Here is a 26,150-nt window from a genome sequence, read left to right on the forward strand (position 1 = left end):
TGCGGCCGCTTTCCGCCGCTGGAAACGACCAGGCCGCCGCGCCACGGCGGCCACCACCCCGGGACACGCTCCTGTGTTCCGCGGGAAACGCAATGAGAAGAAGGTCCCGATATGGCCCCGAAGAAGAAAAAGGTTTCCGGCCTCATCAAGCTGCAGATCCAGGCAGGTGCCGCCAACCCGGCCCCGCCGATCGGTCCGGCACTTGGTCAGCACGGCGTGAACATCATGGAGTTCTGCAAGGCGTACAACGCCGCCACGGAATCCCAGCGCGGCAACGTCATCCCGGTGGAGATCACGGTCTATGAAGACCGTTCCTTCACCTTCATCACCAAGACGCCGCCGGCTGCCGAGCTCATCAAGAAGGCTGCGGGCGTCGCCAAGGGCTCGTCCACCCCGCACATCGACAAGGTGGGCAAGCTCTCCGCCGCACAGGTCGACGAGATCGCCAACACCAAGATGGAGGACCTGAACGCCAACAACATTCAGGCCGCCGCCAAGATCGTCGCCGGAACCGCCCGCTCCATGGGCATCACCGTCGAGGGCTAAGACCGCCCGACCGTTTCCGCCTCCCGGCGGCAACACCCACCAAACATCAAAGAACGACGTCGGAAGCCCCCTCCGGTGGCAGCCACCGGCGTCGTAGTGGCAGGGTCCAGCGCGATCCACGAATGACCACGACTGCATAAGGAGAACAAGCAGATGGCAAAGCGCAGCAAAGCATTCCAGGCGGCCGCCGCCAAGATCGATGGCGACAACCTGTACTCCCCGATCGAGGCCATCGCCCTGGCCAAGGAGACCGGCTCACCCAAGACGGACTCGACCGTGGAGGTCGCCTTCCGCCTGGGCGTCGATCCCCGCAAGGCCGACCAGATGGTCCGCGGCACCGTCAACCTGCCGCACGGCACCGGCAAGACCGCCCGCGTGCTGGTCTTCGCCAACGGCGACAAGGCTGAAGCAGCCATTGCCGCCGGCGCCGACTTCGTGGGCTCCGACGACCTGATCGAAAAGATCCAGGGCGGTTGGACCGACTTCGATGCCGCCGTGGCAACCCCTGACCTGATGGGCAAGGTCGGACGTCTGGGCAAGGTCCTGGGCCCGCGTAACCTGATGCCGAACCCGAAGACCGGCACCGTGACCATGGATGTCGCCAAGGCCGTCACCGACATCAAGGGCGGCAAGATCGACTTCCGCGTCGACAAGCACTCCAACCTGCACTTCATCATCGGCAAGGTGTCCTTCGACGCCGAGAAGCTGGCGGAGAACTACGCAGCAGCCCTCGATGAGGTCCTGCGCCTGAAGCCCTCGGCTTCCAAGGGCCGGTACATCTCGAAGGCGACCGTGGCCACCACCTTCGGCCCCGGCATCCCGGTGGACCCGAACGTGACCAAGGTCATCGCCGACGCCTAAACGGCAGAGGCCTCCCCTGCAGGGGAAACAAGGAACCCCCGCACCGAAGGGTGCGGGGGTTCCTTGTCTTTACCCGGGGGACCATGGATGGCTAGACTATTGATTGACAAGTACCAATCAGTGGTTCGACGCAGGTGTCTGCCACACGGAGCGCCAGCGGAAGGCCGCCATGCCAGAACCAACCACGCTGCAGGAACTAGCCATCCCGACCACCCTGGACGGCCCCGGCGGGGCGGCGTTCTCCACCATCCGGGGGCTCTTTCGGCAGGCCGGGATCGAAGAGCTCGGACATGATGACCTCGTGACCGGCGATTCCGTGGAAATCGCCCGGATCCAACCCAGTGCCTACGGCCGGCACCTGATTCAGGTGGCCCGCCGGGGGCAGGGCCCGGAAGCGGAGATCATCGGCGCGGCCGTGGTCTTCCTGCCCTCGGCCGAAAACCGGCAGTCGGCCGACGTCGACCTGGTCGTGGCCACGCGGTGGCGGCGCCAAGGGGTGGGCAGCCGGCTGCTCCGTCGGGTGGCCGACCGGTGTCTGGAACGGGGGCGCACCGTACTGAACCTCTATACCGGCGTCTCGCTGGACCATGGTGGTGAAGAAGCAGCGGATCGGCCCGTGGAGGGGGTGCTGCGACCTGACTCCGGGGCCGGATGGATCAGCCTGGACGCGCCCGGGCCCGCCTTCGCCCATCGACACGGCTTCACCCTGGGACTGGTGGACCGTGGCAGCAGGGCCGGGATCGGAATCGATGATGACGCGGCCCTGGCGTCCCTGGAGGAGCGGGCCTCCGCCTCCGGGACCGGCTATGTCCTCGAATCGTGGACGGGGCCGGTGCCGGACGACGACGTGGCCGACTACTGCCGGATCATCGAGCGCATGGATACCGACCCTCCGGCCGGCGGGCTGAGCTTCGAACCCTCACGGTGGGATGGCCCGCGACTGCGCACCATGGAGGCCCGGCGACGGAACCAGGGGACCACCTCGGTGGTCACCGTGGCCCGTGAACTCGCCAGTGGACACCTGGTCGCCTATACCGAACTGGTGGTGTTCAACGGCCAGGACCACCTCGCTTTCCAGGAGGGGACGCTGGTGCTTCCGGAGCATCGGGGCCACCGGCTCGGCCTGCGGATCAAGGCATCCAACCACCGGCGGCTGCTGCAGGCCCTGCCGCGGGTCGACCGCATCTACACCTGGAACGCCGCGGAGAATTCCTACATGCTCCGGGTCAACGAGGCCCTGGGGTTCTCGCCGTCCATGATGGAAGGCGAATGGGCCAGGACCGGGGACCCGGCATGGCCGAACGACCGAATGGCGCTCGGGACCCGCCCTGGGGGATGATGGAATCGGAGTCCTCGGTGGATCAGCACAGCAGCATCGTCGGGGTCCCGTAGTCCCACGGCGCCGGATGGGGAAAACCCCCTGGCCCCTGGGCGGAGTTCCTTGACCAACACCCCTGGTGACCGTGCGGCACGGGGACTGCTGGTCCCCGGGGCTCCAAGCCAGACGCCGAAGAGCCCCAATGGAGGAGCCTGCCATGCCATCGAGCCAACCACCCCTGCCATCCGGGGAATCGACCTCCACCAGACAGGGGGCCCTCCCGGCGTGGAACCGGTTCGACACCAGCTGGACCCTCGGACTCTTTGGCACGGCAGTGGGTGCCGGGATCCTCTTCCTGCCGATGAACGCAGGTCTGGGAGGGCTGTGGCCGCTGCTCATCGCCACGTTGTTGATCTGGCCGATGACCTACTTCTCCCACCGGGCGCTCTCACGCATCGTCTGCGCCTCACCGAACCCCGGCCAGGACATCACCGGGGTGGTGCGGAACTACTTCGGAGAGAACGCCGGGCGCGTGGTGACGATCCTGTACTTCCTGGCGATCTATCCCATCGTGCTGATCTACGGGGTGGGCATCACCAATACGGTGGAAAGCCTGATGGTCCATCAACTCGGCCTGGAGCCGTGGCCCCGCTGGGTCCTGGCCGGGGTGCTGATCCTGTTGATGTCCTCGGTCATGGTGGCCGGGAAGAAGGTCATGCTGGTCGTCACCCAGTGGCTGGTCTATCCGTTGATCGCCGTGCTGTTGGTGGTCACCCTCCTGCTCATTCCCTCCTGGTCCTTCGAAGGATTCGGTGCCTTCCCCGCAGCCGGCGACTTCGCCATGTCGCTGTGGCTGATGATCCCGGTCCTGGTCTTCTCGTTCAACCATTCCCCGGCGATCTCACAGTTCTCCGTCTCGCTGCGGGAGCGCTACGGGGCGGGGTCGGTGGACAAGGCCTCATCGATCCTCCGCGTGGTCGCCACCCTCCTGGTCGTCTTCACGATGGGCTTCGTCTGGTCCTGCGTCCTGGCGCTGGGCCCCGAGGGGCTGCAGGACGCCAAGGACGCGAACCTGCCCGTGCTCTCGCACCTGGCCAATGTCATGGACATGCCCATCATTGCCTGGCTGGGCCCCGCAGTGGCCATTGCCGCCATCGCCTCCTCCTTCTTCGGGCACTGGCTGGGCGCCGCGGAAGGGGCCACCGCGATCGTGAGGACCATGGTGGACCCGGCCGAGAAACGCCTCAGTGACCGGACCCTGAAGATCGGGGTGAGTGTCTTCCTCATCGTGACCACCTGGGTGGCGGGAATCCTCAATCCGAGCATTCTGGCATTGATCGAGTCGTTGGCCGGCCCCGTGATCGCCGCGGTGCTCTACCTGATGCCGATGTATGCAATTCATAGGGTTCCGGCCCTGGCCCGGTTCCGGGGGAGGGCCTCCAACGTCTTCGTGGTCATCGCCGGCATCGTGGCCGTCGGCGGAATCCTCATCAGTCTGCTGCGCTGATCCCTCCGGGGGCGCCTTCGTGATCTCGAAGGCGTCCCCGGAGTCGATTTGGAACTGCGGCCCGTCTGCGGATAAACTAAGGGAACCAAAGACCGTCGGTCGGTGGTGCCCCGTGCCAGCATGGGAAACCATCCGAAAGTCCCAGCTAATGGGCGGCCTACGCAGGTGAACGAAGACTTTCCTTCCCGCTCGACCCGTCGTCAGGAAGTTGAAGCCCCGTGCATCTGCGCGGGGCGTTTTTTATGCCAGCCCTTCCGGGCTCGTGGACCGGTCAGACCGACTCGTAAACAATCCCCGGAAGGAGGGTTATGGCAACGCAAATCAAGATTTCAGCTGTTCAGGAAATCATCAACGACTTCAAGGAGTCGAGTGCCGCTGTCCTGACCGAATACCGTGGGCTCAGCGTTGCACAGCTCCAGGAGTTGCGCCGTGCGCTTGGTGAAGACACCAAGTTCTCGGTTGTGAAGAACACCCTGACGGGCATCGCAGCCAAGGAAGCAGGCATCGATTCGTTCGATGGCCAGCTTGCCGGCCCGACCGCCATCGCCTTCATCAAGGGCGATGCAGTGGCCGCGACCAAGAGTCTGACGGATTTCGCGAAGTCCAACGAGAAGCTGGTCGTCAAGTCCGGCTACTTCGAAGGTGCGTCCATGGACGCGGCCCAGGTGGTCGCATTCGGTGCGCTCCAGTCCCGCGAACACCAGCTGGCCCGCATCGCCGGTGTCCTGCAGGCGCCGGCTTCGGCCGCAGTCCGCACCATCGACGCCCTGCGCGCCAAGCATGAAGAAGGTGGTGCAGCCTCGGCTCCGGCCGAAGCTCCTGCCGCCGAGGCCGAGGAAGCACCTGCTGCCGACGCTGCCACCGAAGAAGCCTAAGGGCCCTTCAAACCACCGAAAATCTCGTGGCACCCCAGCGTGCCGCCCCACTGAAAGGACGCCACATCATGGCGAAGCTCAGCACTGAAGAGCTCCTTGAGGCCTTCAAGGAAATGACCATCGTCGAGCTCTCCGAGTTCGTTAAGACCTTCGAAGAGACCTTCGACGTCACCGCCGCGGCCGTTGCCGTTGCCGGTCCGGCCGGCGGTGCCGAAGAGGCTGCCGAGGAGCAGACCGAATTCGACGTCATCCTCGAAGGCCCCGGCGACAAGAAGATCGCAGTCATCAAGGAGGTCCGCGCACTGACCTCACTGGGTCTGAAGGAAGCCAAGGACCTCGTCGACGGCGCCCCGAAGGCCGTCCTGGAAGGCGCATCCAAGGATGTTGCCGACAAGGCCAAGGAGGCCCTCGAGGCCGCCGGCGCTGCCGTCACGCTCAAGTAGCAGACAGGCAACACGGGCGCGGCCCCGTCCACCGATCAGGTGGGCGGGGCCGCGCTGTTTAACCGGTGGGCACGACGGGCCACCACTGTGATGCCGATCACATTCTTGAATGCGAAAGTCCTCGCTTTGCTAGCGTGTCAGGTAACGACTTGATAACGCAGGCAAGCGATGACGGGAGTGCATGGCATGGAACACGGCACGACGACACTCCAGCAGCCTGCCCCTGCGGGGACGGACACCACGGCGTCCGGGACCTCCGCTTCCACGGCCACCCCATCCCGCCCTCCGCGCGGAAAAGGGCGCATGGCCCTGCTGGACGGGTTGCGCCTGGTTGCCGCGGTGGGGGTCATCCTCTACCACTACACCGCATGGCACCACGGGTACTGGGGCGTCGAACCGGCCAAAGCCGCCTGGCCATACCTGTCCCGCCTCACGGTGTTCGGGAACATGGGCGTCCAGCTGTTCTTCGTCATCAGCGGTTTCGTCATCCTGCTCTCCGCCTACGGCAAGCGACCGGCACAATTCATCGGTTCACGCGTCGGCCGGCTCTTTCCTGCCTACTGGGTGGCCGTGCTTGCCACCGGGGTGTTGATCTTCTTCATCTGGCCCGTGATGGGCAAGCGACTGACGTTCTCCGACTGGGCCGTGAACCTGACGATGATGCAGCGCGGCTTCAACGTCCCCTACGTCGACGGCGTCTATTGGACGCTCTGGGCCGAGATGCGCTTCTATGGGCTGGTCCTGCTATTGATGATGCTGGGGTGGGTGACCTGCCGGCGGATCCTGGCCTTCGCCGTCGTCTGGCCGCTACTCGGGTTTTTGGCGCCACTGATTCCCAGCAACTTCGTCCGGCAGGCACTGATCCCCGAACACGCTGCCCTCTTCGCCGGCGGCATCTGCCTGTTCCTGATCTACCGTTTCGGGCATACCCCGTGGCGGTGGGCGGCCCTGGGGCTGAACGTGGTCCAGGCCGCTGCATGGACCGGGAAGAAGGGGACCGAGGAAGCCACCAGCCTGGTCGGTTACGCCATCCCGGAACAGGCCTATTGGGGCATTGTCGTCGGAATCTTCGTCGTGATTGCCTTGCTGACCCTCACGCCCTTGAGCAGGGTCAACCTTCCGGGCCTTGCGTTGGCCGGGGCGCTGACCTATCCGATCTACCTCCTCCATGAGATCTGGGGGTGGTGGATCATCGACCAGCTCAGCGGCCACCTGCCCCGGCCCGTGGTGCTGATGATCGCCATCGGCGCCGCCGCGGCCGGCGCCTACCTGGTCTACCGCTTCGTCGAGCAGACCCTGGGCCGCCGCCTCGGTCGGGCGGTCACCAGCGGGGTCGATACCTTGACCTCCCTAGGGCGGAGGGGCCGCGGGTTCGCCGAACGCGTCAGTCGAGTCGATGACCGCAGGCGGCCGGCCGCCCGGGCGGTTCCCCATAACCAGGGAGGCATCACCCGGGGACTCTAGCCGCCGGGGCCGTGCGCCATGATCCGGCCGGCGGCGGGCCACGTCGGGGCAGTGGGCGGAAACCAAGGAGCGGTCCGCGGCCACCAGCCGCGGACCGCTCACTTCCGCCTCGTTCGGGCGGTGCCCCTGCCGGATCAGCCCTCGCGGAAGAGCAGGAGGGCCTCGCCCTGGCCCCCGCCGCCACAGAGGCTGACCGCAGCCTTGCCGGAGCCCCGACGTTGCAGCTCCAGGGCCGCATGCAAGGCCAGACGGGCCCCCGAAGCGCCGATGGGATGGCCCAGGGCGATGGCGCCACCGTGGAGGTTGGTCTTCTCCAAGGGGTAGTCCAGGTCCTTCAGCGACTGGCAGGCGACCGAACCGAAGGCCTCGTTGATTTCAATGAAGTCCAGATCCGATACCGCCCAGCCTGCCGTGCCCAGTGCGGACTTGATGGCATTCGACGGCTGCGAATGCAGTGAGGTGTCGGGACCTGCCACCTGCCCCGGCGCGCCGATGACCGCCAGGACCTGCAGCCCGTGGCTTTGGGCGTATTCGCGCGAAGTCACGACGACGGCCGCGGCCCCGTCGGAGAGCGGGGAGGAGTTCCCTGCGGTGATGGTGCCCTCCTTCGCGAACGCGGAGCGCAGGCCCCCGAGCTTCTGGGCCGTGGTGTCCGGGCGAATTCCCTCATCGGCATCGACCGTCAGTGGATCGCCCTTGCGCTGCGGTACGGAGAGCGACAGGATCTCCTCATCGAAGACCCCGGCCTCGCGTGCCGCTGCCGCCCGGGTGTGTGAGGCGGCAGCGACCTCGTCCTGTGAGGCGCGGTCGATCCCGAGTTCGCCGTTCCTGGTTTCGGTACTCACCCCCATGGACTGCCCGTCGAAGGCATCGGTCAGGCCGTCGTGGTCGACGGAGTCGATGGCTGTGAAACTGCCGTAATTCCATCCCTTGCGGCTGCCCGGCAGGATGTGCGGGGCATTGGTCATCGATTCCTGCCCGCCGGCGATGACGACGTCGGCTTCGCCCAGACGCACCAGGCGGGCGGCATCGGTGATGGCGGCCAGGCCCGAAAGGCAGACCTTGTTGATGGTCACGGTCGGAACATCCCAGCCGATACCCGCCTTGATCGAGGACTGGCGCGCAGGGTTCTGTCCACAGCCGGCCTGGACGACATGTCCCATGATCACCGACTGCACATCGGCGGCCGGGACGCCGGCCTTCTCCAGGGCTCCGGTGATGGCGGCGGCACCAAGCTCCACGGCAGTGAAGCCCGCAAGCTGGCCCTTGAGCCGGGCAAAGGGGGTCCGTGCTCCTGAAACGAGGACGGCCTCACGGGGATCGGACATGGTGGTGCTCGCTTTCGCTGGGGGACTACTTCATGTTCAATTATCGTGACGTGGAGCATAAAGACCAAAGCGGGCCGTGCCGGTCCACGGGGCCGGAGGGCTCGAACGTCGGTGGCGGGGGAAGGGAAATTTTTTTCCCGCCTACGGGCATTTTCTCCGCGCATCTAGTATGGTAGACAGATTCTCCGTGGGCGTGTACTGTGGATCTTTGCGTCTTCCCTCTTTCCAATCGGCCTTCATATAGCGGTGGGCCCGATGTTCGGTGGTGTTCCGGGTTCCTCATCCCGGGCGGGGTTGGCGCCGGAAACCTGACGGTCTGTGGAAGGATCCCTCTTGGTCGCCTCGAGCACCTCAAATCATCAAACCGCTAGTTCGGCCCGTACCGCGGAAGCGGCCGGCCGAATTTCATTCGCAAAGATCCACGAACCACTGGATGTGCCGAACCTGCTGGCATTGCAGGTGGAGAGCTTTGATTGGCTCGTCGGCAACGACAACTGGAAGACCCGTCTGGAGACGGCGCGTGCCGAAGGCATCACCAGTGTCGCCGACACGTCGGGCCTGGCAGAGATCTTCGAAGAAATCTCCCCGATCGAGGACTTCCAGGGCACCATGTCCCTGAGTTTCTCGGAGCCGGAGTTCGCGGACCCGAAGTACACCGAAGCCGAGTGCAAGGACCGCGATGCCACGTTCGCCGCGCCGCTGTACGTCAAGGCCGAGTTCATGAACAACAACACGGGTGAGATCAAGCAGCAGACCGTGTTCATGGGCGACTTCCCGCTGATGACCGGCAAGGGCACCTTCATCATCAACGGCACCGAGCGTGTCGTGGTCTCCCAGCTGGTTCGTTCCCCGGGCGCCTACTTCGAGCGCACCCCGGACAAGACCAGTGACAAGGACATCTTCACGGCGAAGATCATCCCGTCCCGTGGTGCCTGGTTCGAGCTCGAAATCGACAAGCGCGACCAGGTCGGCGTCCGGCTGGACCGCAAGCGCAAGCAGTCCGTGACCGTGCTGCTCAAGGCCCTCGGCTGGACCGAAGGGCGCATCCTCGAGGAGTTCGGCCAGTACGACTCCATCCGCACGACCCTGGAGAAGGACGCGACGGAAACCAAGGAGGAGGCGCTGCTGGACATCTACCGCAAGCTGCGCCCGGGCGAGCCGCCGACGGTCGATGCCGCCGAAGCGCTGCTCGACAACCTCTACTTCAACTCCAAGCGCTACGATCTGGCCAAGGTCGGCCGCTACAAGATCAACCACAAGCTCGGAGTCGAGACCCCGCTGGACGCCCCCGACGCATCGGTGCTGAACAACGATGACATCGTCGCGATGATCAAGTTCCTCGTTGCGCTGCACGCCGGTGAAGCGACCGTCCCGGGCGTTCGCAAGGGTGCCAACGTCGACGTCCGCGTCGAGGTCGATGACATCGACCACTTCGGCAACCGTCGTATCCGCGCCGTCGGTGAGCTCATCGAGAACCAGGTCCGCACCGGGCTCTCCCGCATGGAGCGCGTCGTCCGTGAACGGATGACCACGCAGGACGTCGAGGCCATCACGCCGCAGACGCTGATCAACATCCGGCCCGTGGTCGCAGCGATCAAGGAGTTCTTCGGAACCTCCCAGCTCTCGCAGTTCATGGACCAGAACAACCCGCTCGCCGGACTGACGCACAAGCGTCGCCTGTCCGCGCTGGGCCCGGGTGGTCTGTCCCGTGACCGTGCCGGCATGGAAGTCCGTGACGTCCACCCCTCGCACTACGGCCGCATGTGCCCCATCGAAACCCCTGAAGGCCCGAACATCGGCCTCATCGGTTCGCTGGCGACGTACGCCCGCATCAACAACTTCGGTTTCATCGAGTCCCCGTACCGCAAGGTCGTCAACGGCCAGGTCACCGATCAGGTCGACTACCTGACCGCCGACGAGGAACTCGAAAGCATCATCGCGCAGGCGAATGCCCCGATGACCGATGACCTGCGCTTCGCCGAGGACCTGGTCCTCTGCCGTGAGCGTGGCGGCGGCGGCGAGCCCGTGCTCGTGGAGCCGGCCGAAATCGACTACATGGACGTTTCTCCGCGCCAGATGGTCTCCGCGGCCACCGCGCTGATCCCGTTCCTGGAGCACGACGACGCCAACCGTGCCCTCATGGGCGCGAACATGCAGCGCCAGGCCGTGCCGCTGCTGGCTTCGGAAGCCCCGTTGGTCGGTACCGGCATGGAGAAGTACGTGGCGGTCGACGCCGGCGACTCCATCACCGCTGCCAAGCCGGGTGTGGTCACCGAGGTGTCCGCGGATCTGGTCACCGTCATGAACGACGACGGCACCGACTCGGCCTACCCGATCATGAAGTTCGCCCGGTCAAACCACGGCAACGCCTACAACCAGCGGGTGCGGGTCTCCGAGGGTGAGCGTCTGGAATACCAGTCGATCATTGCCGACGGGCCGTCCACCGACAACGGTGAGCTGGCCTTGGGCAAGAACCTGCTGGTGGCCTTCATGTCCTGGGAAGGACATAACTTCGAGGACGCCATCATCATGTCCCAGCGCATGGTTTCCGAAGACGTGATGACCTCCATCCACATCGAGGAGCACGAGGTCGATGCCCGCGACACCAAGCTTGGTGCCGAGGAAGTCACGCGCGATATCCCGAACGTCTCCGAGGAGATCCTGGGCCAGCTCGACGAACGCGGCATCATCCACATCGGTGCCGAGGTCGAGGCCGGCGACATCCTGGTCGGCCGTGTCACCCCCAAGGGCGAAACGGAACTGACCCCGGAGGAGCGTTTGCTGCGGGCCATCTTCGGCGAGAAGTCCCGCGAAGTGCGTGACACCTCCCTGAAGGTTCCCCACGGTGAATCAGGCACCGTCATCGGTGTCCGGATCTTCGAACGCGACAACGACGACGAGCTGCCCCCGGGCGTGAACCAGCTGGTCCGCGTCTACGTGGCCCAGAAGCGCAAGATCGCCGACGGTGACAAGCTGGCCGGACGCCACGGCAACAAGGGCGTCATCTCCAAGATCCTGCCGGTCGAGGACATGCCGTTCATGGAGGACGGCACCCCGGTCGACATCGTCTTGAACCCGTTGGGTGTCCCCGGCCGCATGAACGTCGGACAGGTGTTGGAAATCCACCTCGGCTGGGCCGCGAAGCAAGGCTGGAAGATCGAGGGCGAACCGGACTGGGTGAAGGAACTGCCCAACCTGCCCCGTGAATCCGGTCCCACGACCGTCGCCACCCCGGTGTTCGACGGTGCCGAGGAGGACGAGATCCGCGGATTGCTGGATCACACCAACGCCACCCGGGACGGCAATCGCCTGATCGGCAACTCCGGCAAGGCCCATCTGTTCGATGGCCGTTCCGGACAGCCCTTCCCGGACCAGGTGTCCGTGGGCTACATGTACATCCTGAAGCTGCACCACCTGGTCGACGACAAGATCCACGCCCGTTCGACCGGACCGTACTCCATGATCACGCAGCAGCCGCTGGGTGGTAAGGCGCAGTTCGGTGGCCAGCGCTTCGGTGAGATGGAAGTCTGGGCCCTCGAGGCCTACGGCGCGGCGTACACGCTGCAGGAACTGCTGACCATCAAATCCGATGACATCCATGGCCGCGTGAAGGTCTACGAGGCCATCGTGAAGGGCGAGAACATCCCGGAACCGGGTGTTCCGGAGTCCTTCAAGGTGCTCATCAAGGAAATGCAGTCACTCTGCCTCAACGTGGAGGTCCTCTCCACCGATGGCAATCCCATTGAGATGCGGGACTCGGACGAAGAAGTGTTCCGGGCTGCGGAAGAGCTGGGCATCGACCTTTCCCGGGCCGAGCCAAGCTCCGTCGACGAGGTATAGCACGGCGGGCGGAGGCCCGGCACCCCTGCCGGGCGTCCGCCGTCGTACACGTTCCTTTTCCCCACCCCAGCGGGCCTGGTGCCCGCCGCAGAACATTAGACTTCTTCAGAACAAGAGAGAGACAGGGACCATATGTCCAGCGAATCCTCATTCGGAAATATGCGCATTGGCCTGGCCACCGCGGAAGAGATCCGCGATTGGAGCTACGGCGAGGTCAAGAAGCCGGAAACCATCAACTACCGCACCCTGAAGCCGGAAAAGGACGGTCTTTTCTGCGAAAAGATCTTCGGTCCTTCCCGCGACTGGGAATGCTCGTGCGGCAAGTACAAGCGTGTGCGTTTCAAGGGCATCATCTGTGAACGCTGCGGCGTCGAAGTCACGCGTGCCAAGGTGCGCCGTGAACGGATGGGCCACATCGGGCTCGCCGCCCCGGTCACCCACATCTGGTACTTCAAGGGCGTGCCCTCACGCCTGGGCTACCTGTTGGACCTGGCACCGAAGGATCTCGAGAAGATCATCTACTTCGCTGCCTACATGATCACCTCGGTCGACGAGGAGCGCCGCCACGCGGAGCTGCCGAACCTGCAGGCCCAGCACGACGTCGAGCGCAAGCAGCTCGTCGACAACCGTGACTCCGACATCGCGGCCATCGCCCGGGATCTGGAGAACGACCTCGCCCGTCTCGAGACGGAGGGGGCCAAGGCCGCCGAGAAGAAGAAGGTCCGCGACCTCGCCGACAAGACGATGGCCCAGGTGCGTAAGCGCGCCGACGCCGAGATCGAGCGTCTGGAACAGGTCTGGGACCGCTTCAAGAACCTGAAGGTCGCCGACCTCGAAGGTGATGAAGGACTCTTCCGCGTCCTGCGCGAGAAGTACGGATTGTTCTTCGAAGGCTGCATGGGCGCCGAGGCGATCCAGAAGCGTCTGGCCTCCTTCGACATGGATGCCGAAGCCGAGCTGCTGCGCGATGTCATCAAGAACGGCAAGGGCCAGCGCAAGACCCGTGCCCTGAAGCGGCTGAAGGTCGTCAACGCGTTCCTGACCACCACCAACAGCCCCATGGGCATGGTGCTGGACGCCGTTCCGGTGATCCCGCCGGAGCTGCGCCCGATGGTCCAGCTGGACGGTGGCCGTTTCGCGACCTCCGACCTGAACGACCTCTACCGTCGCGTGATCAACCGCAACAACCGCCTGAAGCGCCTGCTCGATCTCGGGGCTCCCGAGATCATCGTGAACAACGAAAAGCGCATGCTCCAGGAAGCCGTTGACTCGCTGTTTGACAACGGCCGTCGCGGCCGTCCGGTCACCGGGCCGGGCAACCGCCCGCTGAAGTCGCTCTCCGACATGCTCAAGGGCAAGCAGGGGCGTTTCCGCCAGAACCTGCTCGGCAAGCGCGTGGACTACTCGGGCCGTTCGGTCATCGTGGTGGGCCCGCAGCTGAAGCTGCACCAGTGTGGTCTGCCCAAGCAGATGGCCCTGGAGCTGTTCAAGCCGTTCGTCATGAAGCGTCTGGTGGATCTGAACCACGCCCAGAACATCAAGAGCGCCAAGCGCATGGTCGAGCGGTACCGTCCACAGGTCTGGGATGTGCTCGAGGAGATCATCACCGAACACCCGGTGCTGCTCAACCGTGCACCGACCCTGCACCGTCTGGGCATCCAGGCGTTCGAGCCGATGCTGGTGGAGGGCAAGGCCCTGCAGCTGCACCCGCTGGTCTGTGCCGCGTTCAACGCCGACTTCGACGGTGACCAGATGGCAGTCCACCTGCCGCTGAGCCCCGAAGCCCAGGCCGAGGCGCGCATCCTGATGCTCTCCAGCAACAACATCCTCAAGCCCTCCGACGGACGCCCCGTGGCACTGCCGTCGCAGGACATGATCATCGGGCTGCACCACCTGACCACCAAGCGTCCGGGGGAAGCCGGCGAAGGCCATGCCTTCTCCTCGGTCGCCGAAGCGATCATGGCCATGGACCGTGGCGACCTGCACCTGAACTCCCTGGTGAAGATGCGCGTGGACGGCTTCGTGCCCTCCGACGAGCAGGCTGCCCCGGAAGGATGGGAAGAAGGCACCCCGGCGCTGATCGAGACCTCCCTCGGGCAGGTCCTGTTCAACGAGACGCTCCCGGCCGACTACCCCTGGGTCGCCCAGGTCACCGGCAAGGACGTGCTCTCGGAGATCGTCAACGACCTGGCGGAGCGCTACCCGAAGAACGTCACGGCCGAGACCCTGGACAACCTCAAGGACTCCGGCTTCAACTGGGCGACGCGCTCGGGCATCACCGTGGCCATCTCGGACATCACCTCCAACATGGACAAGAAGGCCATCCTCGCTCCGTACGAGGAGCAGGCGCTGAAGGTCCAGTCGCAGTACGACAAGGGCCTGATCTCCGATGACGAGCGTCGTTCGGAACTGATCGACGTCTGGGGCAAGGCCACCGACGAGGTCGCCGAGGCCATGCAGGCTGGCATGGAGGAGTTGAACACCATCAACCGGATGGTGACGTCGAAGGCTCGTGGTAACTGGCTGCAGCTGCGCCAGATCGCGGGTATTCGTGGCCTGGTGTCGAACCCGAAGGGTGAGATCATCCCGCGGCCGATCAAGTCCTCCTACCGTGAGGGACTGTCGGTTCTCGAGTACTTCATCGCGACGCACGGTGCCCGTAAGGGCCTGGCGGATACCGCGTTGAAGACCGCCAACTCGGGTTACCTGACCCGTCGTCTGGTGGACGTCTCGCAGGATGTTATCGTCCGCGAAGCCGACTGCGGAACCGAGCGCGGCCTGAACGTGCCGATCGCCTACGTCGACGAGATCGGGACCGTGCGCAAGCACGAGACCGTGGAGAACTCGGCCTACACCCGCACCATGGCCGTCGACGTCGTCGACGACGCCGGCAAGGTCCTGGCGGCTGCCGGTTCGGATGTGGGCGACGTCCTCATCGACGAGCTCTTTGCGGCAGGCATCCAGGAGATCAAGGTCCGTTCGGTCCTGACCTGCGAGTCCGCCGTCGGCACCTGTGCCCTGTGCTACGGACGGTCGCTGGCCACCGGCAAGACGGTGGACATCGGCGAAGCGGTGGGCATCATCGCCGCCCAGTCGATTGGTGAGCCGGGTACCCAGCTGACCATGCGTACCTTCCACACCGGTGGTGTCGCCTCCGCGGATGACATCACGCAGGGTCTGCCCCGTATTCAGGAGCTCTTCGAAGCACGTACCCCCAAGGGTGTCGCGCCGATCGCCGAAGTGGCCGGACGCGTCACCATCGAGGATGCGGAGAAGCAGCTGCGCATCGTCATCACCCCCGATGACGGTTCCGAGGAGAGCGCCTACCCGGTGCTCCGGCGTTCACGGATGCTCGTCGCCGACGGCGATTCGGTGGCGGTGGGCCAGCAGTTGGTCGCCGGTGCCATCGACCCGAAGCAGGTGCTGCGTGTCCTCGGACCCCGCGAGGCCCAGAAGTTCCTGGTCCGCGAAGTCCAGGAGGTCTACCAGTCCCAGGGTGTGGGCATCCACGACAAGCACGTGGAAGTCATTGTCCGCCAGATGCTTCGCCGCATCACGGTCATCGAATCCGGCGACACCGGGCTCCTGCCGGGCGAACTGGCTGACCGGGCCCGCTTCACCAGCGAAAACCGCAAGGCGGTTTCCGAGGGGAAGACGCCGGCTTCGGGACGTGACGAGCTCATGGGCATCACCAAGGCGTCGTTGGCCACGGATTCATGGCTCTCGGCGGCATCCTTCCAGGAGACCACGCGTGTCCTGACGCAGGCGGCGATGGAAGGCAAGAGCGACCCGCTGCTGGGCCTGAAGGAGAACGTGATCATCGGTAAGCTGATCCCGGCCGGCACCGGCTTGGAGCGCTACACGCAGGTCTCGGTGGAACCGACGGAGGAAGCCAAGGCCAACCTCTTCACGGGTCCGAGCGCCTTCACCGGCTTCGATTACGAAGGAGTGGAGCCGGGCATGAGCCCCGAGTTCCACGCCATCCCGATGGATGACTACGACCTCGGAAACGATTTCCGGTAGTCACCAGCTGATCGTTTGATCCGCCCAATGGCCGGCATCCCTCGCGGGATGCCGGCCATTGTCATCCTCTGACTGGGACGGGAAGCACGCCTGGGTCCCCCCGGTCGAACTGGTGGACACCGGCCCCGGGCGGCGTGCCGAGGCGGTCGCCTCTGGGGGAGCAGCCCGGAACCAGCAATCAAGGTGGACTTGTCGACTGGTAGATATGTCTCACGATTATCTGCCGGCGGCCGGGGCGGGGGTTCCTGGTGCCCGGAGAGGAGGGGGAGGTGACCGGGGCCTCGCGGGAGGTGGTTACGATCGGGCTTGACGGCGTGCTAAGCTATGACTAATTGTTTTTATGTGTGGCAAATGGACACGGTCCGGGTTGCGGGGAACTTGCGCAACAAATGCCACACTTTTGCACGCCTACGGTCGACTCCGCAAGCGCTGCGATGAAACGACCAAAAGCGCAGTGTCCGGAATGCCGTTTGTGGGCCCGGACGCAGCAGAACCAAGAAACCGGAGGACACGAAAGTGCCTACTATTCAGCAGCTGGTCCGCAAGGGCCGCTCGCCGAAGGTCAACAAGACCAAGGCCCCTGCCCTGAAGGGCAACCCGATGCGTCGTGGCGTGTGCACCCGCGTGTACACCACCACCCCGAAGAAGCCGAACTCCGCACTGCGTAAGGTTGCCCGTGTGCGCCTGGCCGGCGGCGTGGAAGTCAGCGCGTACATTCCGGGTGTCGGCCACAACCTGCAAGAGCACTCCATCGTGCTCGTCCGCGGCGGCCGCGTGAAGGACCTCCCGGGTGTCCGTTACAAGATCGTCCGCGGCGCACTCGACACGCAGGGCGTGAAGAACCGTCAGCAGGCTCGTTCCCGCTACGGCGCCAAGAAGGAGAAGAAGTAATGCCTCGTAAGGGTCCGGCGTTCAAGCGCCCCCTCGTTTCCGATCCCGTCCACGGATCACCGCTCGTCACCCAGCTGATCAACAAGGTCCTGGTCGATGGCAAGAAGTCCACCGCCGAGCGCATCGTCTACGGCGCGCTGGAAGGCGTGCGCGCCAAGACCAACGCCGACCCGGTGGTCGCCCTCAAGAAGGCCATGGACAACGTCCGTCCTTCGATCGAGGTCAAGTCCCGGCGTGTTGGTGGCGCAACCTACCAGGTTCCGATCGAGGTCAAGCCGGGCCGTGCAACGGCCCTGGCTCTGCGCTGGCTCGTTGGCTACTCCAAGGCCCGCCGCGAAAAGACGATGGTCGAGCGTCTCATGAATGAGATCCTGGACGCTTCGAATGGTCTCGGTGCCGCTGTTAAGCGCCGCGAAGACACTCACAAGATGGCTGAATCCAACAAGGCATTCGCCCACTACCGCTGGTAAATCGCCTCTTGTACGACGGCGGGGCGAGACACCTGGGTGTCTCGCCGCCGTGTGACTCGAAACCATAGACAAAGGGAGACAACGTGGCACAGGACGTGCTCACCGACCTCACGAAGGTCCGCAACATCGGCATCATGGCCCACATCGATGCCGGTAAGACCACCACTACGGAACGCATCCTTTACTACACGGGTGTGAACCACAAGATCGGCGAAACGCACGATGGTGCCTCGACGACTGACTGGATGGAGCAGGAGAAGGAACGCGGCATCACGATCACGTCCGCCGCCGTGACCTCCTTCTGGGAAGACAACCAGATCAACATCATCGACACCCCGGGCCACGTTGACTTCACGGTCGAGGTCGAGCGTGCCCTGCGCGTGCTCGATGGCGCCGTTGCCGTTTTCGATGGCAAGGAAGGCGTCGAGCCGCAGTCGGAGACCGTCTGGCGTCAGGCTGATAAGTACGTCGTTCCCCGCATTTGCTTCGTCAACAAGATGGACAAGCTGGGTGCCGACTTCTACTACACGGTGGACACGATCATCGACCGCCTAGGCGCCAAGCCGCTGGTCATGCAGCTGCCGATCGGCTCCGAAAGCGATTTCGTCGGCGTCGTCGACCTGATCAAGATGAAGGCCCTCGTCTGGGAAGGCGACTCCAAGGGCGATGTCACCATGGGCGCCGCCTATGAGACTCGCGAGATCCCCGAGGATCTGAAGGAGCGCGCCGAGGAATACCGCGCCAAGCTGATCGAGGACGTTTCCGAGTCCTCCGACGAGCTGATGGAGAAGTACCTCGAAGGTGTGGAAATCACCAACGAGGAACTCGTGGCCGGCATCCGTAAGATGACCGTGAACTCGGAGGCCTACCCGGTCTTCTGTGGTTCGGCCTTCAAGAACCGTGGCGTGCAGCCGATGCTCGATGCCGTGATCGCCTACCTCCCGTCGCCGCTGGACTGCCCTCCGATGGTCGGGCACGATCCGCGCAACGAGGACATCCCGATGACGCGTAAGCCCAGCGAGACCGAGCCGTTCTCGGCTCTGGCTTTCAAGATCGCAGCCCACCCGTTCTTCGGGCAGCTGACGTTCATCCGCGTCTATTCAGGCAAGGCCTCCCCGGGCGTCCAGGTGATCAACACCACCAAGGGCAAGAAGGAGCGCATCGGCAAGCTGTTCCAGATGCACGCCAACAAGGAGAACCCGGTCGAGGAAGCACACGCCGGGCACATCTACGCGGCCATCGGCCTCAAGGACACCACGACCGGTGACACCTTGGCGGCACTGGACGCACCGATCGTGCTTGAATCGATGTCCTTCCCGGATCCGGTGATCTTCGTGGCCATCGAGCCGAAGACCAAGGGTGACCAGGAGAAGCTCTCCACGGCCATCCAGAAGCTCTCGGCCGAGGACCCCACGTTCACCGTTTCGTTGAACGAGGACACCGGACAGACCGAAATCGGCGGCATGGGTGAACTCCACCTGGACATCCTGGTGGACCGCATGAAGCGCGAATTCCGTGTGGAAGCGAACGTGGGCAAGCCCCAGGTCGCCTACCGCGAAACGATCAAGTCCTCGGTGGCGAAGGTCGACTTCACCCACAAGAAGCAGACGGGTGGCTCCGGCCAGTTCGCCAAGGTCCAGATGTCCTTCGAGCCGTTGGACACCAGCGACGGGACGTTCTACGAGTTCAAGAACTCCGTCACCGGTGGACGTATTCCGCGCGAATACATCCCTTCGGTCGACGCGGGCATCCAGGACGCCATGCAGTTCGGCATCCTGGCCGGCTACCCGATGGTCGGTGTGAAGGCAACGCTTCTTGATGGTGCCTTCCACGACGTCGACTCCTCGGAGATGGCGTTCAAGATCGCCGGTTCACAGGTCTTCAAGGAAGGCGCACGTCGCGCTTCCCCGATCATCCTGGAACCGCTGATGGCCGTGGAGGTCCGTACTCCCGAGGAGTACATGGGCGATGTCATCGGCGACCTGAACTCACGTCGTGGTTCCATCCAGTCGATGGAAGACGCGTCGGGCGTGAAGGTCATCAAGGCCGGCGTTCCGCTCTCGGAGATGTTCGGCTACATTGGCGACCTGCGGTCCAAGACCCAGGGTCGTGCCGTGTACTCGATGACGTTCGACAGCTACGCCGAGGTCCCCAAGGCAGTGGCCGAGGAGATCATCCAGAAGTCCCGCGGCGAGTAATCACCCCAGGGATCTAAACTGGTCGCGGACCGCAAGGTGAGCGACATCGGGTTTGCCGGCCGGGCAGCATTGTCCGGCCGGCCTCCCCAAGGCGAACGAAGGGTTCCCATACCGGGGCCGGACGGAAACCGCAATTTCAAAAAGTAAACAAGCCCACAGTAGACTTTATTAAGTTTCGCCTGCGAACCGCGCAGGCGGGGTAAGTCTTCTGAAAAACGTTCTAGGAGGAACCTGTGGCGAAGGCAAAGTTCGAGCGGACTAAGCCGCACGTTAACATCGGCACCATTGGTCACGTTGACCACGGTAAGACGACGTTGACGGCTGCCATTTCGAAGGTGCTTGCTGACAAGTACCCCGATCTCAACGACCAGCGTGATTTCACGGCGATTGACTCCGCCCCGGAAGAGCGCCAGCGCGGCATCACGATCAACATCTCGCACATCGAATACCAGACGGATAAGCGCCACTACGCGCACGTCGATGCGCCGGGTCACGCTGACTACATCAAGAACATGATCACCGGTGCCGCCCAGATGGATGGTGCGATCCTCGTGGTTGCAGCAACCGACGGCCCGATGGCCCAGACCCGCGAGCACGTTCTGCTGGCCCGCCAGGTTGGCGTCCCCACCCTGCTGGTCGCACTGAACAAGTCCGACATGGTCGAGGACGAGGAGCTGCTGGACCTCGTGGAGATGGAAGTTCGCGAACTTCTGTCCTCGCAGGAGTTCGACGGCGACAACGCCCCGGTCCTGCGTGTCTCCGCACTGAAGGCACTCGAAGGCGACCCCCAGTGGGTCAAGTCCGTCGAGGACCTGATGGAAGCAGTCGACGACTTCATTCCGGACCCGGTTCGTGACCGCGACAAGCCGTTCCTGATGCCGGTTGAAGACGTCTTCACCATCACCGGTCGCGGCACGGTCGTCACCGGTCGCGCCGAGCGCGGCACGCTGAAGATCAACTCCGACATCGAGATCGTTGGTATCCGTCCGATCCAGAAGACGACGGTCACCGGTATCGAGATGTTCCACAAGCAGCTCGACGAGGCATGGGCCGGCGAGAACTGTGGCCTGCTGCTCCGCGGCATCAAGCGCGACGATGTCGAGCGTGGCCAGGTTGTCGTGAAGCCGGGCTCGATCACTCCCCACACGGAGTTCGAGGCCAACGTCTACATCCTGTCCAAGGATGAAGGCGGGCGTCACAACCCGTTCTACTCGAACTACCGTCCGCAGTTCTACTTCCGCACCACGGACGTCACCGGTGTCATCACCCTGCCCGAGGGCACGGAAATGGTCATGCCGGGCGACAACACCGAAATGAGCGTTGTGCTGATCCAGCCCATCGCCATGGAAGACGGCCTCGGCTTCGCCATCCGTGAGGGTGGCCGCACCGTTGGCTCAGGCCGCGTCACGAAGATCACCAAGTAGTCACTACCTGATGATCTGACCGTTGGTCGGAAAAGGCCCCGCTGTTACGACAGCGGGGCCTTTTCGCGTCCTGATGCATTCCGGTCCCGCGCCGGGCCGGCCGCGGGCGGGTAAAGCCGAAGAACCACGGTAGGGTTCCACTAGTCTCGTGAATAACTATCTTCGATGGCCTGGGAGTCTGCGTGGGGTTCATTTTTGTCGTGATGGCGCTGGTGCTGTGTGTCGTCGTCGGATGGCAGCTGGGTGCACGAAGTGCCCGGGCGAAGAGCTCCGGCAGGGGAACCGTTCCCTCCGCGTTGGCCCAGGCATGGCAGGAAGGATTTCACGCCGGGCGCAGCCTGACGGATCCCGCCTCATCGTCAGCGCCGGCCACCGGGGCACCCGGTGGGCCAACGACGGCCCCGGCGCCACCGGAGCCGTTCCAGCCTCCGGCGAATCCGCTCAGGGTCGACGAGGACGACATACGCTCCGTCGTCCCGCGCGCCGTGGACGCCGAACGCGGCGCCGGACGTTCCGTGGACGAACCCAGCGAGTTCCTGGCGTCGACGCCTGCACTTGAAGAGGCGGCCATGGCCCACCGCGCCCCCGACGTTCCCCATCCGGCTGCGGGGAAGACACCTTCCCCGCGCAGCGCCCAGGAACGCGAGAAGGCAACGCTGCGCAATATCAACATCACCCTCTACGCAGCCTCGCTGCTGTTGGTGGCTGCCGCCTCGTTGTTCATCGGGTTGGCTGTGCCGCCGCTGGCGAAGTTCGGTGGGCTGGTCGTGGTGACTACCCTGTTCTATGCCGGGGGGCTGCTGATCCATGCGTTCAGCGAACGACTCCGGCCGGCAGGGATCGCCTTTGCCGGGACCGGCCTGGCGCTGATCCCCGTCAGTGGGCTGGCGCTGTCGGCGTTGGTGGTGCACGACCCGGTGATGGCCTGGTGGATCACCTCGCTCGTGGGGACCGTGGCGTTCGTCCATGCCGCCGACAGACTGAACAGCCGTGTCGTCGCCTACCTCAGTCTGACTTTCCTGGTCTCCTCGGCATGGGCCGGGGGAGCGGTGCTGAACCGGGGACTGTTCTGGTACTTCATGTTCTCCATGGTGCTGGCCGCGGCCGGAACGGCGCTGGCCTACGGACGTCCGCGCTGGCTGGGGAACATCTATCTCAGGGCCTTCGCCGAGACTCACCGGTTCCTCGCTCCGGCGACACTTCTGATCGCGGTCCTCGTAGGACAGGCGCTCGGTGCCGAAGACGTGAGCCTGCTCCTGATCGCCGGCTTCATCTACTACGTGGCGGTGACCGTCTTCGGCCCGACGACCGAACGTGCCGCGAATCTAATCGCGGCACGGCTCTGCGGCACCGCGGCCATCGTCCTGCTCGCCCATGTGTTCGGCGCCGGTGCCGTGGGCATGGCACGCGGTCTGGGGATCGTCCTGCTCCTCCAGTCACTGGCGGTGCATCGTGCGGGGGAACGTTATCGTCGTTTCGTTGCCCCGCAGGTCCGTAGGCTGGTGGATCGTGAAGTCCAAGGCCTGCTCCTCGCCGTCGCGGGATTGGCACTGGTGATGAACGAAACACTCGTCGTGTCCCTGCGCATCCCGAAGGCGATGCTGGACATGGGGACCGATACCGGGTGGACCCCGGTGAACTTCCTGCTCCCCTTGGTGGCCCTTACCGCTGCGGGGCTGAGCACACGGGGCAGGAAGCTGCCTCCGTGGATTGCCCTGGGGACCGGTGTGGCGGCCATGCTGGAACCAGGGGCGGTGCTTTCCCCCTGGCGTCAGGTGGCATTCCTGGCGGTGGGGCTGGCCTGCATGGTCCCCGGCCTGCGTCACGCCGTTGGACGTCAACTCCTGTGGCTGCGTCGGGGAATCGTCGCCGTCCTGCCCACCACGCTCGCGGCGATCGCCGCGTGGGCCGCCGGCGGGTTCCTCATCACGAGATCAGCAGCCGGTCCCGGCCTCGGAGCCTGGATCTCCGGGGACCCCGGCCAGTGGGCCGACGGGGGGACGGACCCGCGGGTGGTCATGCTCATCGCAGGACTGGTCTTCGTGATGTGCTGGATGGCCGCCGCAGCGCTGGCGGCCTGGAAACTGGAGTCCGGTTTCATGCTGGCAGGCATCGCCGTGGTGGTGGCTGCCGAAGTCCGCCTGGGTTCGCTGGAATCGGGGGGAACCCCATGGACGACAGCGGTTGCGGTTTCCACCCTGGTGCTGGCTGCCGTCGGATCCAACGCCCTCCTGGCCACGCTCGGCCGTGGGCGGGGCAGGACCGCACGACGCAAGACAGCGATGGCCCATGCGGTGGCACCCGTGGCGGTCGTCGCGACCTGGGGGGCCAGCTTCGGGATCGACAGCCCGTGGCTGGTATTCACCGTCTGCCTGACCGGGCTGGGCCACGCAGCCTGGCGCCTGGCCGCGGCCCGAGGACCGCTGGAACGCTTGGCCTATGCCGTGGCTGCGCAGTTGTTCTTCTCCCTCTCGGTCCTCGAGCTGTCCCACCAGCTACAAGCCGACGCCCACGCGCGGTGGGCGTTGTTTGCCATCAGCCTGGCCATGGGCCAGTCGGCACGGTTCCGGCTACGGGGGCGCGGACAGGGGGCAACACCGACCGCCTACGGCCCCAGGGTCGCCCAGGCGAGCCTCGCACTGCTGTTCCTCACGCCCCTGGTGTACGTCGGGCTCCATGGTGGTTCGGGGCCCGGTGCCGGGGTGGACATGGCCTCGCTGCTGGTGCAGTTCGTCTGCCTGCTGGTCGTCGGCCTGCTGAAGTGGCGTGTCGATCTGACGGCCGCTGCCACCGCTTCGATCCCGTGGCGGATCGTGGCCAGGATGCAGATCCTCGTGGTCGCCTACGCCTTGGCCTGGATGATGTTCATCCCCTCGGGCGTGATGTCCGTACGCCAGGCTGGCTGGCTGCCGGAACCGTGGTGGAACTCGACCGTGCTCCTGATCCTGCTGCTGGTCACCGCCTTGCTGGTGATGGTCTTCGAAGCGTTGGGACCCGAAACCTCTCTCCGCCTCCGCATGACCGGGGTGTTGGCCGGTGAGGAAGGCCGGGCCCGGTTGGTCCACCCGGGATCCGGTCCGGAGGGTGGCGCCCATCCGATGGCGCGGGGCATCACCGTCGCCAGCTATCTCGGGGTCGCCGCGGCAGTCGTTCTCGGGGCCGGAGGCACGTCCGGGGCCGCCACCGGTGCCCCGGTTCCCGGTGGCGATGCCTGGCTCGCGGCCACCTTATTGGCTGCTGCCGCCGGGTGCGCGGTGTTCGGGGTGACGACGGGATTGCCGCTGTTGTTGATCGGGGCCGTCGTGTTCCTCCCCTGGGCGGTATTCGTGGCCCTGGTCCAGTGGGCCGGACGAGCCGGAAGCGCGATGGAGCTGTCCGCGTTGTATATGGCCTCGGCGCTGGGATCGGCGATCCTGCTTTATGCCGCCGGATGGTTCCGCCGACCACGAAGGGGAGGGGCCCCGGGGCCGATCACCACGCCGCGGAGCTGGTCATGGCTCCATGCCCGCATCCTGAGTGCCGGCGCCGTCCTGCTGATCTTCATCGACGGCTTCGAGGCCAACGTGATGCAGTCCGGGGAGCCAAACTCGAGGTCGGCGACGATACTGGCCTATCTCGGGACGGCCATGATCGTGGTGGCCGCGGTCGCGACCGTCGCGGAGGTTCCGCGCAGGTACCGCGAACGATGCAGCGAAGCCGCCGCCCTGGTCGTTGCCGGAGGAGCCCAGCACGCCTGGCATCTGGCAAACGGCCAGCCGGGCCTGTTCTGGATGACCCAATACTGGGTCGTTGTTTTGGCTCTCCTGGCTGCCTACGAACTCAAGGCCGGTCGACGCAAGGATGCCGATTACCCGCTGATCGCCTCGGCGGTACTGCTATCCGTTTCGGCGCCCTTCGGCCTGGCGGTGGAGCAGGAGTGGGGCCAGGGCTGGCTGCTGCTGGGACATGTCCTCCTACTGTCGGCTGGTCTGCTGCTCAACCGGCGGCTGTACGTAGTGTGGGGAACCATCGCCGCCGCCCTGCTGGTCCTGTGGTTCCTGCGGGGATTCACGATCCTCCTCCTGGCGGTCCTGGCCGCCGGGTTGATCGCGCTGGCCATCTGGCGGCTCCAACGGCTGGGGAAGGATAAGGACGCGGCTGAGGCTGCGCGCCCGGTCCCCGAAGGGCCGGATGCAGCACCTCCTGCGTCGAGGGCCGCCCACGAAACCGACCTGTCGGCCCCTGGGCGTCGTGAGGGGGAGGAGCCGGCGGACGGTGGGAGGCAGGCAACATCGTCTGATTGGTAAATCCAGCGATCTTCTGACACACTGGATAAGTTGTTCAAGCGCCTCTTTGTGCCTTGTGCCTGCTGATCGGCTCGCCGATACCGGGGCCAAGGCCGGTTTCGACCGAGATTGCGTCCCGCCCGGGATAATGCCCGGGGCAGGGGCGGATACGACGGAGACATCGAGGACCAAATATGACCCGCCCCCATTCCTGTGGAGCGTGAAGCCGAATCTAGGCGACACGCCCGACCGCGGGGGTCGGAGCTTCGGCGAGGTGAGGAACCCGGGATTGCCCGGATTCAGCTCGTGCGAGGTGTGCCGGTCCGTAAGGGCCCGTTAGTGCACAGTAACTGTACAGAGAGTGCTACTTAGAAAGAGGCATGACGCCATGGCGGGACAAAAAATCCGCATCCGGCTGAAGTCGTATGACCACGAGGTCATTGACGTTTCTGCCCGGAAGATCGTTGAGACGGTCACGCGCGCAGGCGCAACCGTAGTCGGCCCAGTGCCGCTGCCGACGGAGAAGAACGTGTACTGCGTGATCCGTTCGCCCCACAAGTACAAGGACAGCCGTGAGCACTTCGAAATGCGCACGCACAAGCGTCTGATCGACATCGTCGACCCGACCCCGAAGGCTGTTGATTCGCTGATGCGTCTCGACCTGCCGGCGGACGTCAACATCGAAATCAAGCTTTAG

16 protein-coding genes are annotated in these 26,150 nt (G+C 64.8%); 15 read left to right on the forward strand and 1 reads right to left on the reverse strand.

Annotation, left to right across the window (positions count from 1 at the left end):
* The first annotated feature begins 111 nt into the window (after nt 1–111).
* From rplK to ACT3UE_RS05090, 7 genes are all read left to right on the forward strand, one after another.
* Nucleotides 112–546, forward strand: coding sequence for a 50S ribosomal protein L11 (rplK, locus tag ACT3UE_RS05060; protein ID WP_444553306.1), 435 nt, complete (start codon nt 112–114; stop codon nt 544–546).
* Nucleotides 547–699: 153 nt separating this feature from the next.
* Complete coding sequence (gene rplA / locus ACT3UE_RS05065; RefSeq protein WP_444553305.1) at nt 700–1,407, forward strand: 50S ribosomal protein L1; 708 nt, start codon at nt 700–702, stop codon at nt 1,405–1,407.
* Nucleotides 1,408–1,576: 169 nt separating this feature from the next.
* A complete protein-coding gene (locus tag ACT3UE_RS05070; protein WP_444553304.1) occupies nt 1,577–2,746 on the forward strand; it encodes a GNAT family N-acetyltransferase in 1,170 nt (389 codons plus the stop codon).
* Nucleotides 2,747–2,942: 196 nt separating this feature from the next.
* The gene (locus tag ACT3UE_RS05075) at nt 2,943–4,232 is read left to right on the forward strand and encodes an aromatic amino acid transport family protein (RefSeq protein WP_444561063.1); all 1,290 of its coding nucleotides are present in this window, start codon (nt 2,943–2,945) and stop codon (nt 4,230–4,232) included.
* Nucleotides 4,233–4,540: 308 nt separating this feature from the next.
* Nucleotides 4,541–5,107, forward strand: coding sequence for a 50S ribosomal protein L10 (gene rplJ / locus ACT3UE_RS05080; RefSeq protein ID WP_444553302.1), 567 nt, complete (start codon nt 4,541–4,543; stop codon nt 5,105–5,107).
* 68 nt (nt 5,108–5,175) lie between these two features.
* Entirely contained in the window at nt 5,176–5,550 is a 375-nt protein-coding gene (gene rplL / locus ACT3UE_RS05085) for a 50S ribosomal protein L7/L12 (protein ID WP_444553301.1), read from the forward strand.
* A 186-nt stretch (nt 5,551–5,736) separates the two neighbouring features.
* Nucleotides 5,737–7,014: an acyltransferase family protein gene (locus tag ACT3UE_RS05090; protein ID WP_444553300.1), complete on the forward strand. Its 1,278-nt coding sequence runs from the start codon at nt 5,737–5,739 to the stop codon at nt 7,012–7,014.
* A gap of 134 nt (nt 7,015–7,148) precedes the next feature.
* On the opposite strand, the gene ACT3UE_RS05095 is transcribed toward ACT3UE_RS05090, so the two are convergent.
* Nucleotides 7,149–8,342 carry an acetyl-CoA C-acetyltransferase gene (locus ACT3UE_RS05095; protein ID WP_444553299.1) on the reverse strand — a complete coding sequence of 398 codons (1,194 nt, stop codon included), beginning with the start codon at nt 8,340–8,342 and terminating at the stop codon, nt 7,149–7,151.
* Between the two features lie 333 nt (nt 8,343–8,675).
* Between ACT3UE_RS05095 and rpoB the strand changes: the two genes are divergently transcribed.
* The 8 genes from rpoB to rpsJ all read left to right on the forward strand — a co-directional run bounded on the left by rpoB (nt 8,676) and on the right by rpsJ (nt 26,150).
* Nucleotides 8,676–12,182 carry a DNA-directed RNA polymerase subunit beta gene (gene rpoB / locus ACT3UE_RS05100; RefSeq protein WP_444553298.1) on the forward strand — a complete coding sequence of 1,169 codons (3,507 nt, stop codon included), beginning with the start codon at nt 8,676–8,678 and terminating at the stop codon, nt 12,180–12,182.
* Nucleotides 12,183–12,314: 132 nt separating this feature from the next.
* Nucleotides 12,315–16,205 (forward strand): DNA-directed RNA polymerase subunit beta', encoded by a 3,891-nt coding sequence (locus ACT3UE_RS05105; protein ID WP_444553297.1) that lies wholly within the window; start codon nt 12,315–12,317, stop codon nt 16,203–16,205.
* 516 nt (nt 16,206–16,721) lie between these two features.
* Nucleotides 16,722–17,096 (forward strand): 30S ribosomal protein S12, encoded by a 375-nt coding sequence (gene rpsL, locus ACT3UE_RS05110; protein ID WP_087000631.1) that lies wholly within the window; start codon nt 16,722–16,724, stop codon nt 17,094–17,096.
* Nucleotides 17,096–17,566 carry a 30S ribosomal protein S7 gene (rpsG, locus tag ACT3UE_RS05115; RefSeq protein ID WP_444553296.1) on the forward strand — a complete coding sequence of 157 codons (471 nt, stop codon included), beginning with the start codon at nt 17,096–17,098 and terminating at the stop codon, nt 17,564–17,566. Before rpsL ends, rpsG begins: the two co-directional genes overlap by 1 nt.
* Nucleotides 17,567–17,649: 83 nt before the next feature.
* Complete coding sequence (fusA, locus tag ACT3UE_RS05120; protein ID WP_444553295.1) at nt 17,650–19,764, forward strand: elongation factor G; 2,115 nt, start codon at nt 17,650–17,652, stop codon at nt 19,762–19,764.
* Between the two features lie 233 nt (nt 19,765–19,997).
* Nucleotides 19,998–21,188 (forward strand): elongation factor Tu, encoded by a 1,191-nt coding sequence (gene tuf, locus ACT3UE_RS05125; protein ID WP_444553294.1) that lies wholly within the window; start codon nt 19,998–20,000, stop codon nt 21,186–21,188.
* Between the two features lie 182 nt (nt 21,189–21,370).
* Entirely contained in the window at nt 21,371–25,474 is a 4,104-nt protein-coding gene (locus tag ACT3UE_RS05130) for a hypothetical protein (protein ID WP_444561062.1), read from the forward strand.
* Nucleotides 25,475–25,841: 367 nt separating this feature from the next.
* Complete coding sequence (gene rpsJ / locus ACT3UE_RS05135; RefSeq protein ID WP_013349689.1) at nt 25,842–26,150, forward strand: 30S ribosomal protein S10; 309 nt, start codon at nt 25,842–25,844, stop codon at nt 26,148–26,150.

Source organism: Arthrobacter sp. 179 (assembly GCF_052379645.1).
Classification (GTDB): domain Bacteria; phylum Actinomycetota; class Actinomycetes; order Actinomycetales; family Micrococcaceae; genus Arthrobacter_H.

What these genes read in the sequence shown, in the direction of transcription:
- rplJ (WP_444553302.1), top strand. Translation starts at nt 4,541, where the DNA reads ATGGCAACGCAAATCAAGATTTCAGCTGTTCAGGAAATCATCAACGAC.
- ACT3UE_RS05090 (WP_444553300.1), top strand. Translation starts at nt 5,737, where the DNA reads ATGGAACACGGCACGACGACACTCCAGCAGCCTGCCCCTGCGGGGACG.
- ACT3UE_RS05070 (WP_444553304.1), top strand. Translation starts at nt 1,577, where the DNA reads ATGCCAGAACCAACCACGCTGCAGGAACTAGCCATCCCGACCACCCTG.
- rpsJ (WP_013349689.1), top strand. Translation starts at nt 25,842, where the DNA reads ATGGCGGGACAAAAAATCCGCATCCGGCTGAAGTCGTATGACCACGAG.
- rplK (WP_444553306.1), top strand. Translation starts at nt 112, where the DNA reads ATGGCCCCGAAGAAGAAAAAGGTTTCCGGCCTCATCAAGCTGCAGATC.
- rplA (WP_444553305.1), top strand. Translation starts at nt 700, where the DNA reads ATGGCAAAGCGCAGCAAAGCATTCCAGGCGGCCGCCGCCAAGATCGAT.
- ACT3UE_RS05105 (WP_444553297.1), top strand. Translation starts at nt 12,315, where the DNA reads ATGTCCAGCGAATCCTCATTCGGAAATATGCGCATTGGCCTGGCCACC.
- rpsG (WP_444553296.1), top strand. Translation starts at nt 17,096, where the DNA reads ATGCCTCGTAAGGGTCCGGCGTTCAAGCGCCCCCTCGTTTCCGATCCC.
- rplL (WP_444553301.1), top strand. Translation starts at nt 5,176, where the DNA reads ATGGCGAAGCTCAGCACTGAAGAGCTCCTTGAGGCCTTCAAGGAAATG.
- ACT3UE_RS05095 (WP_444553299.1), bottom strand. Translation starts at nt 8,342, where the DNA reads ATGTCCGATCCCCGTGAGGCCGTCCTCGTTTCAGGAGCACGGACCCCC.
- ACT3UE_RS05075 (WP_444561063.1), top strand. Translation starts at nt 2,943, where the DNA reads ATGCCATCGAGCCAACCACCCCTGCCATCCGGGGAATCGACCTCCACC.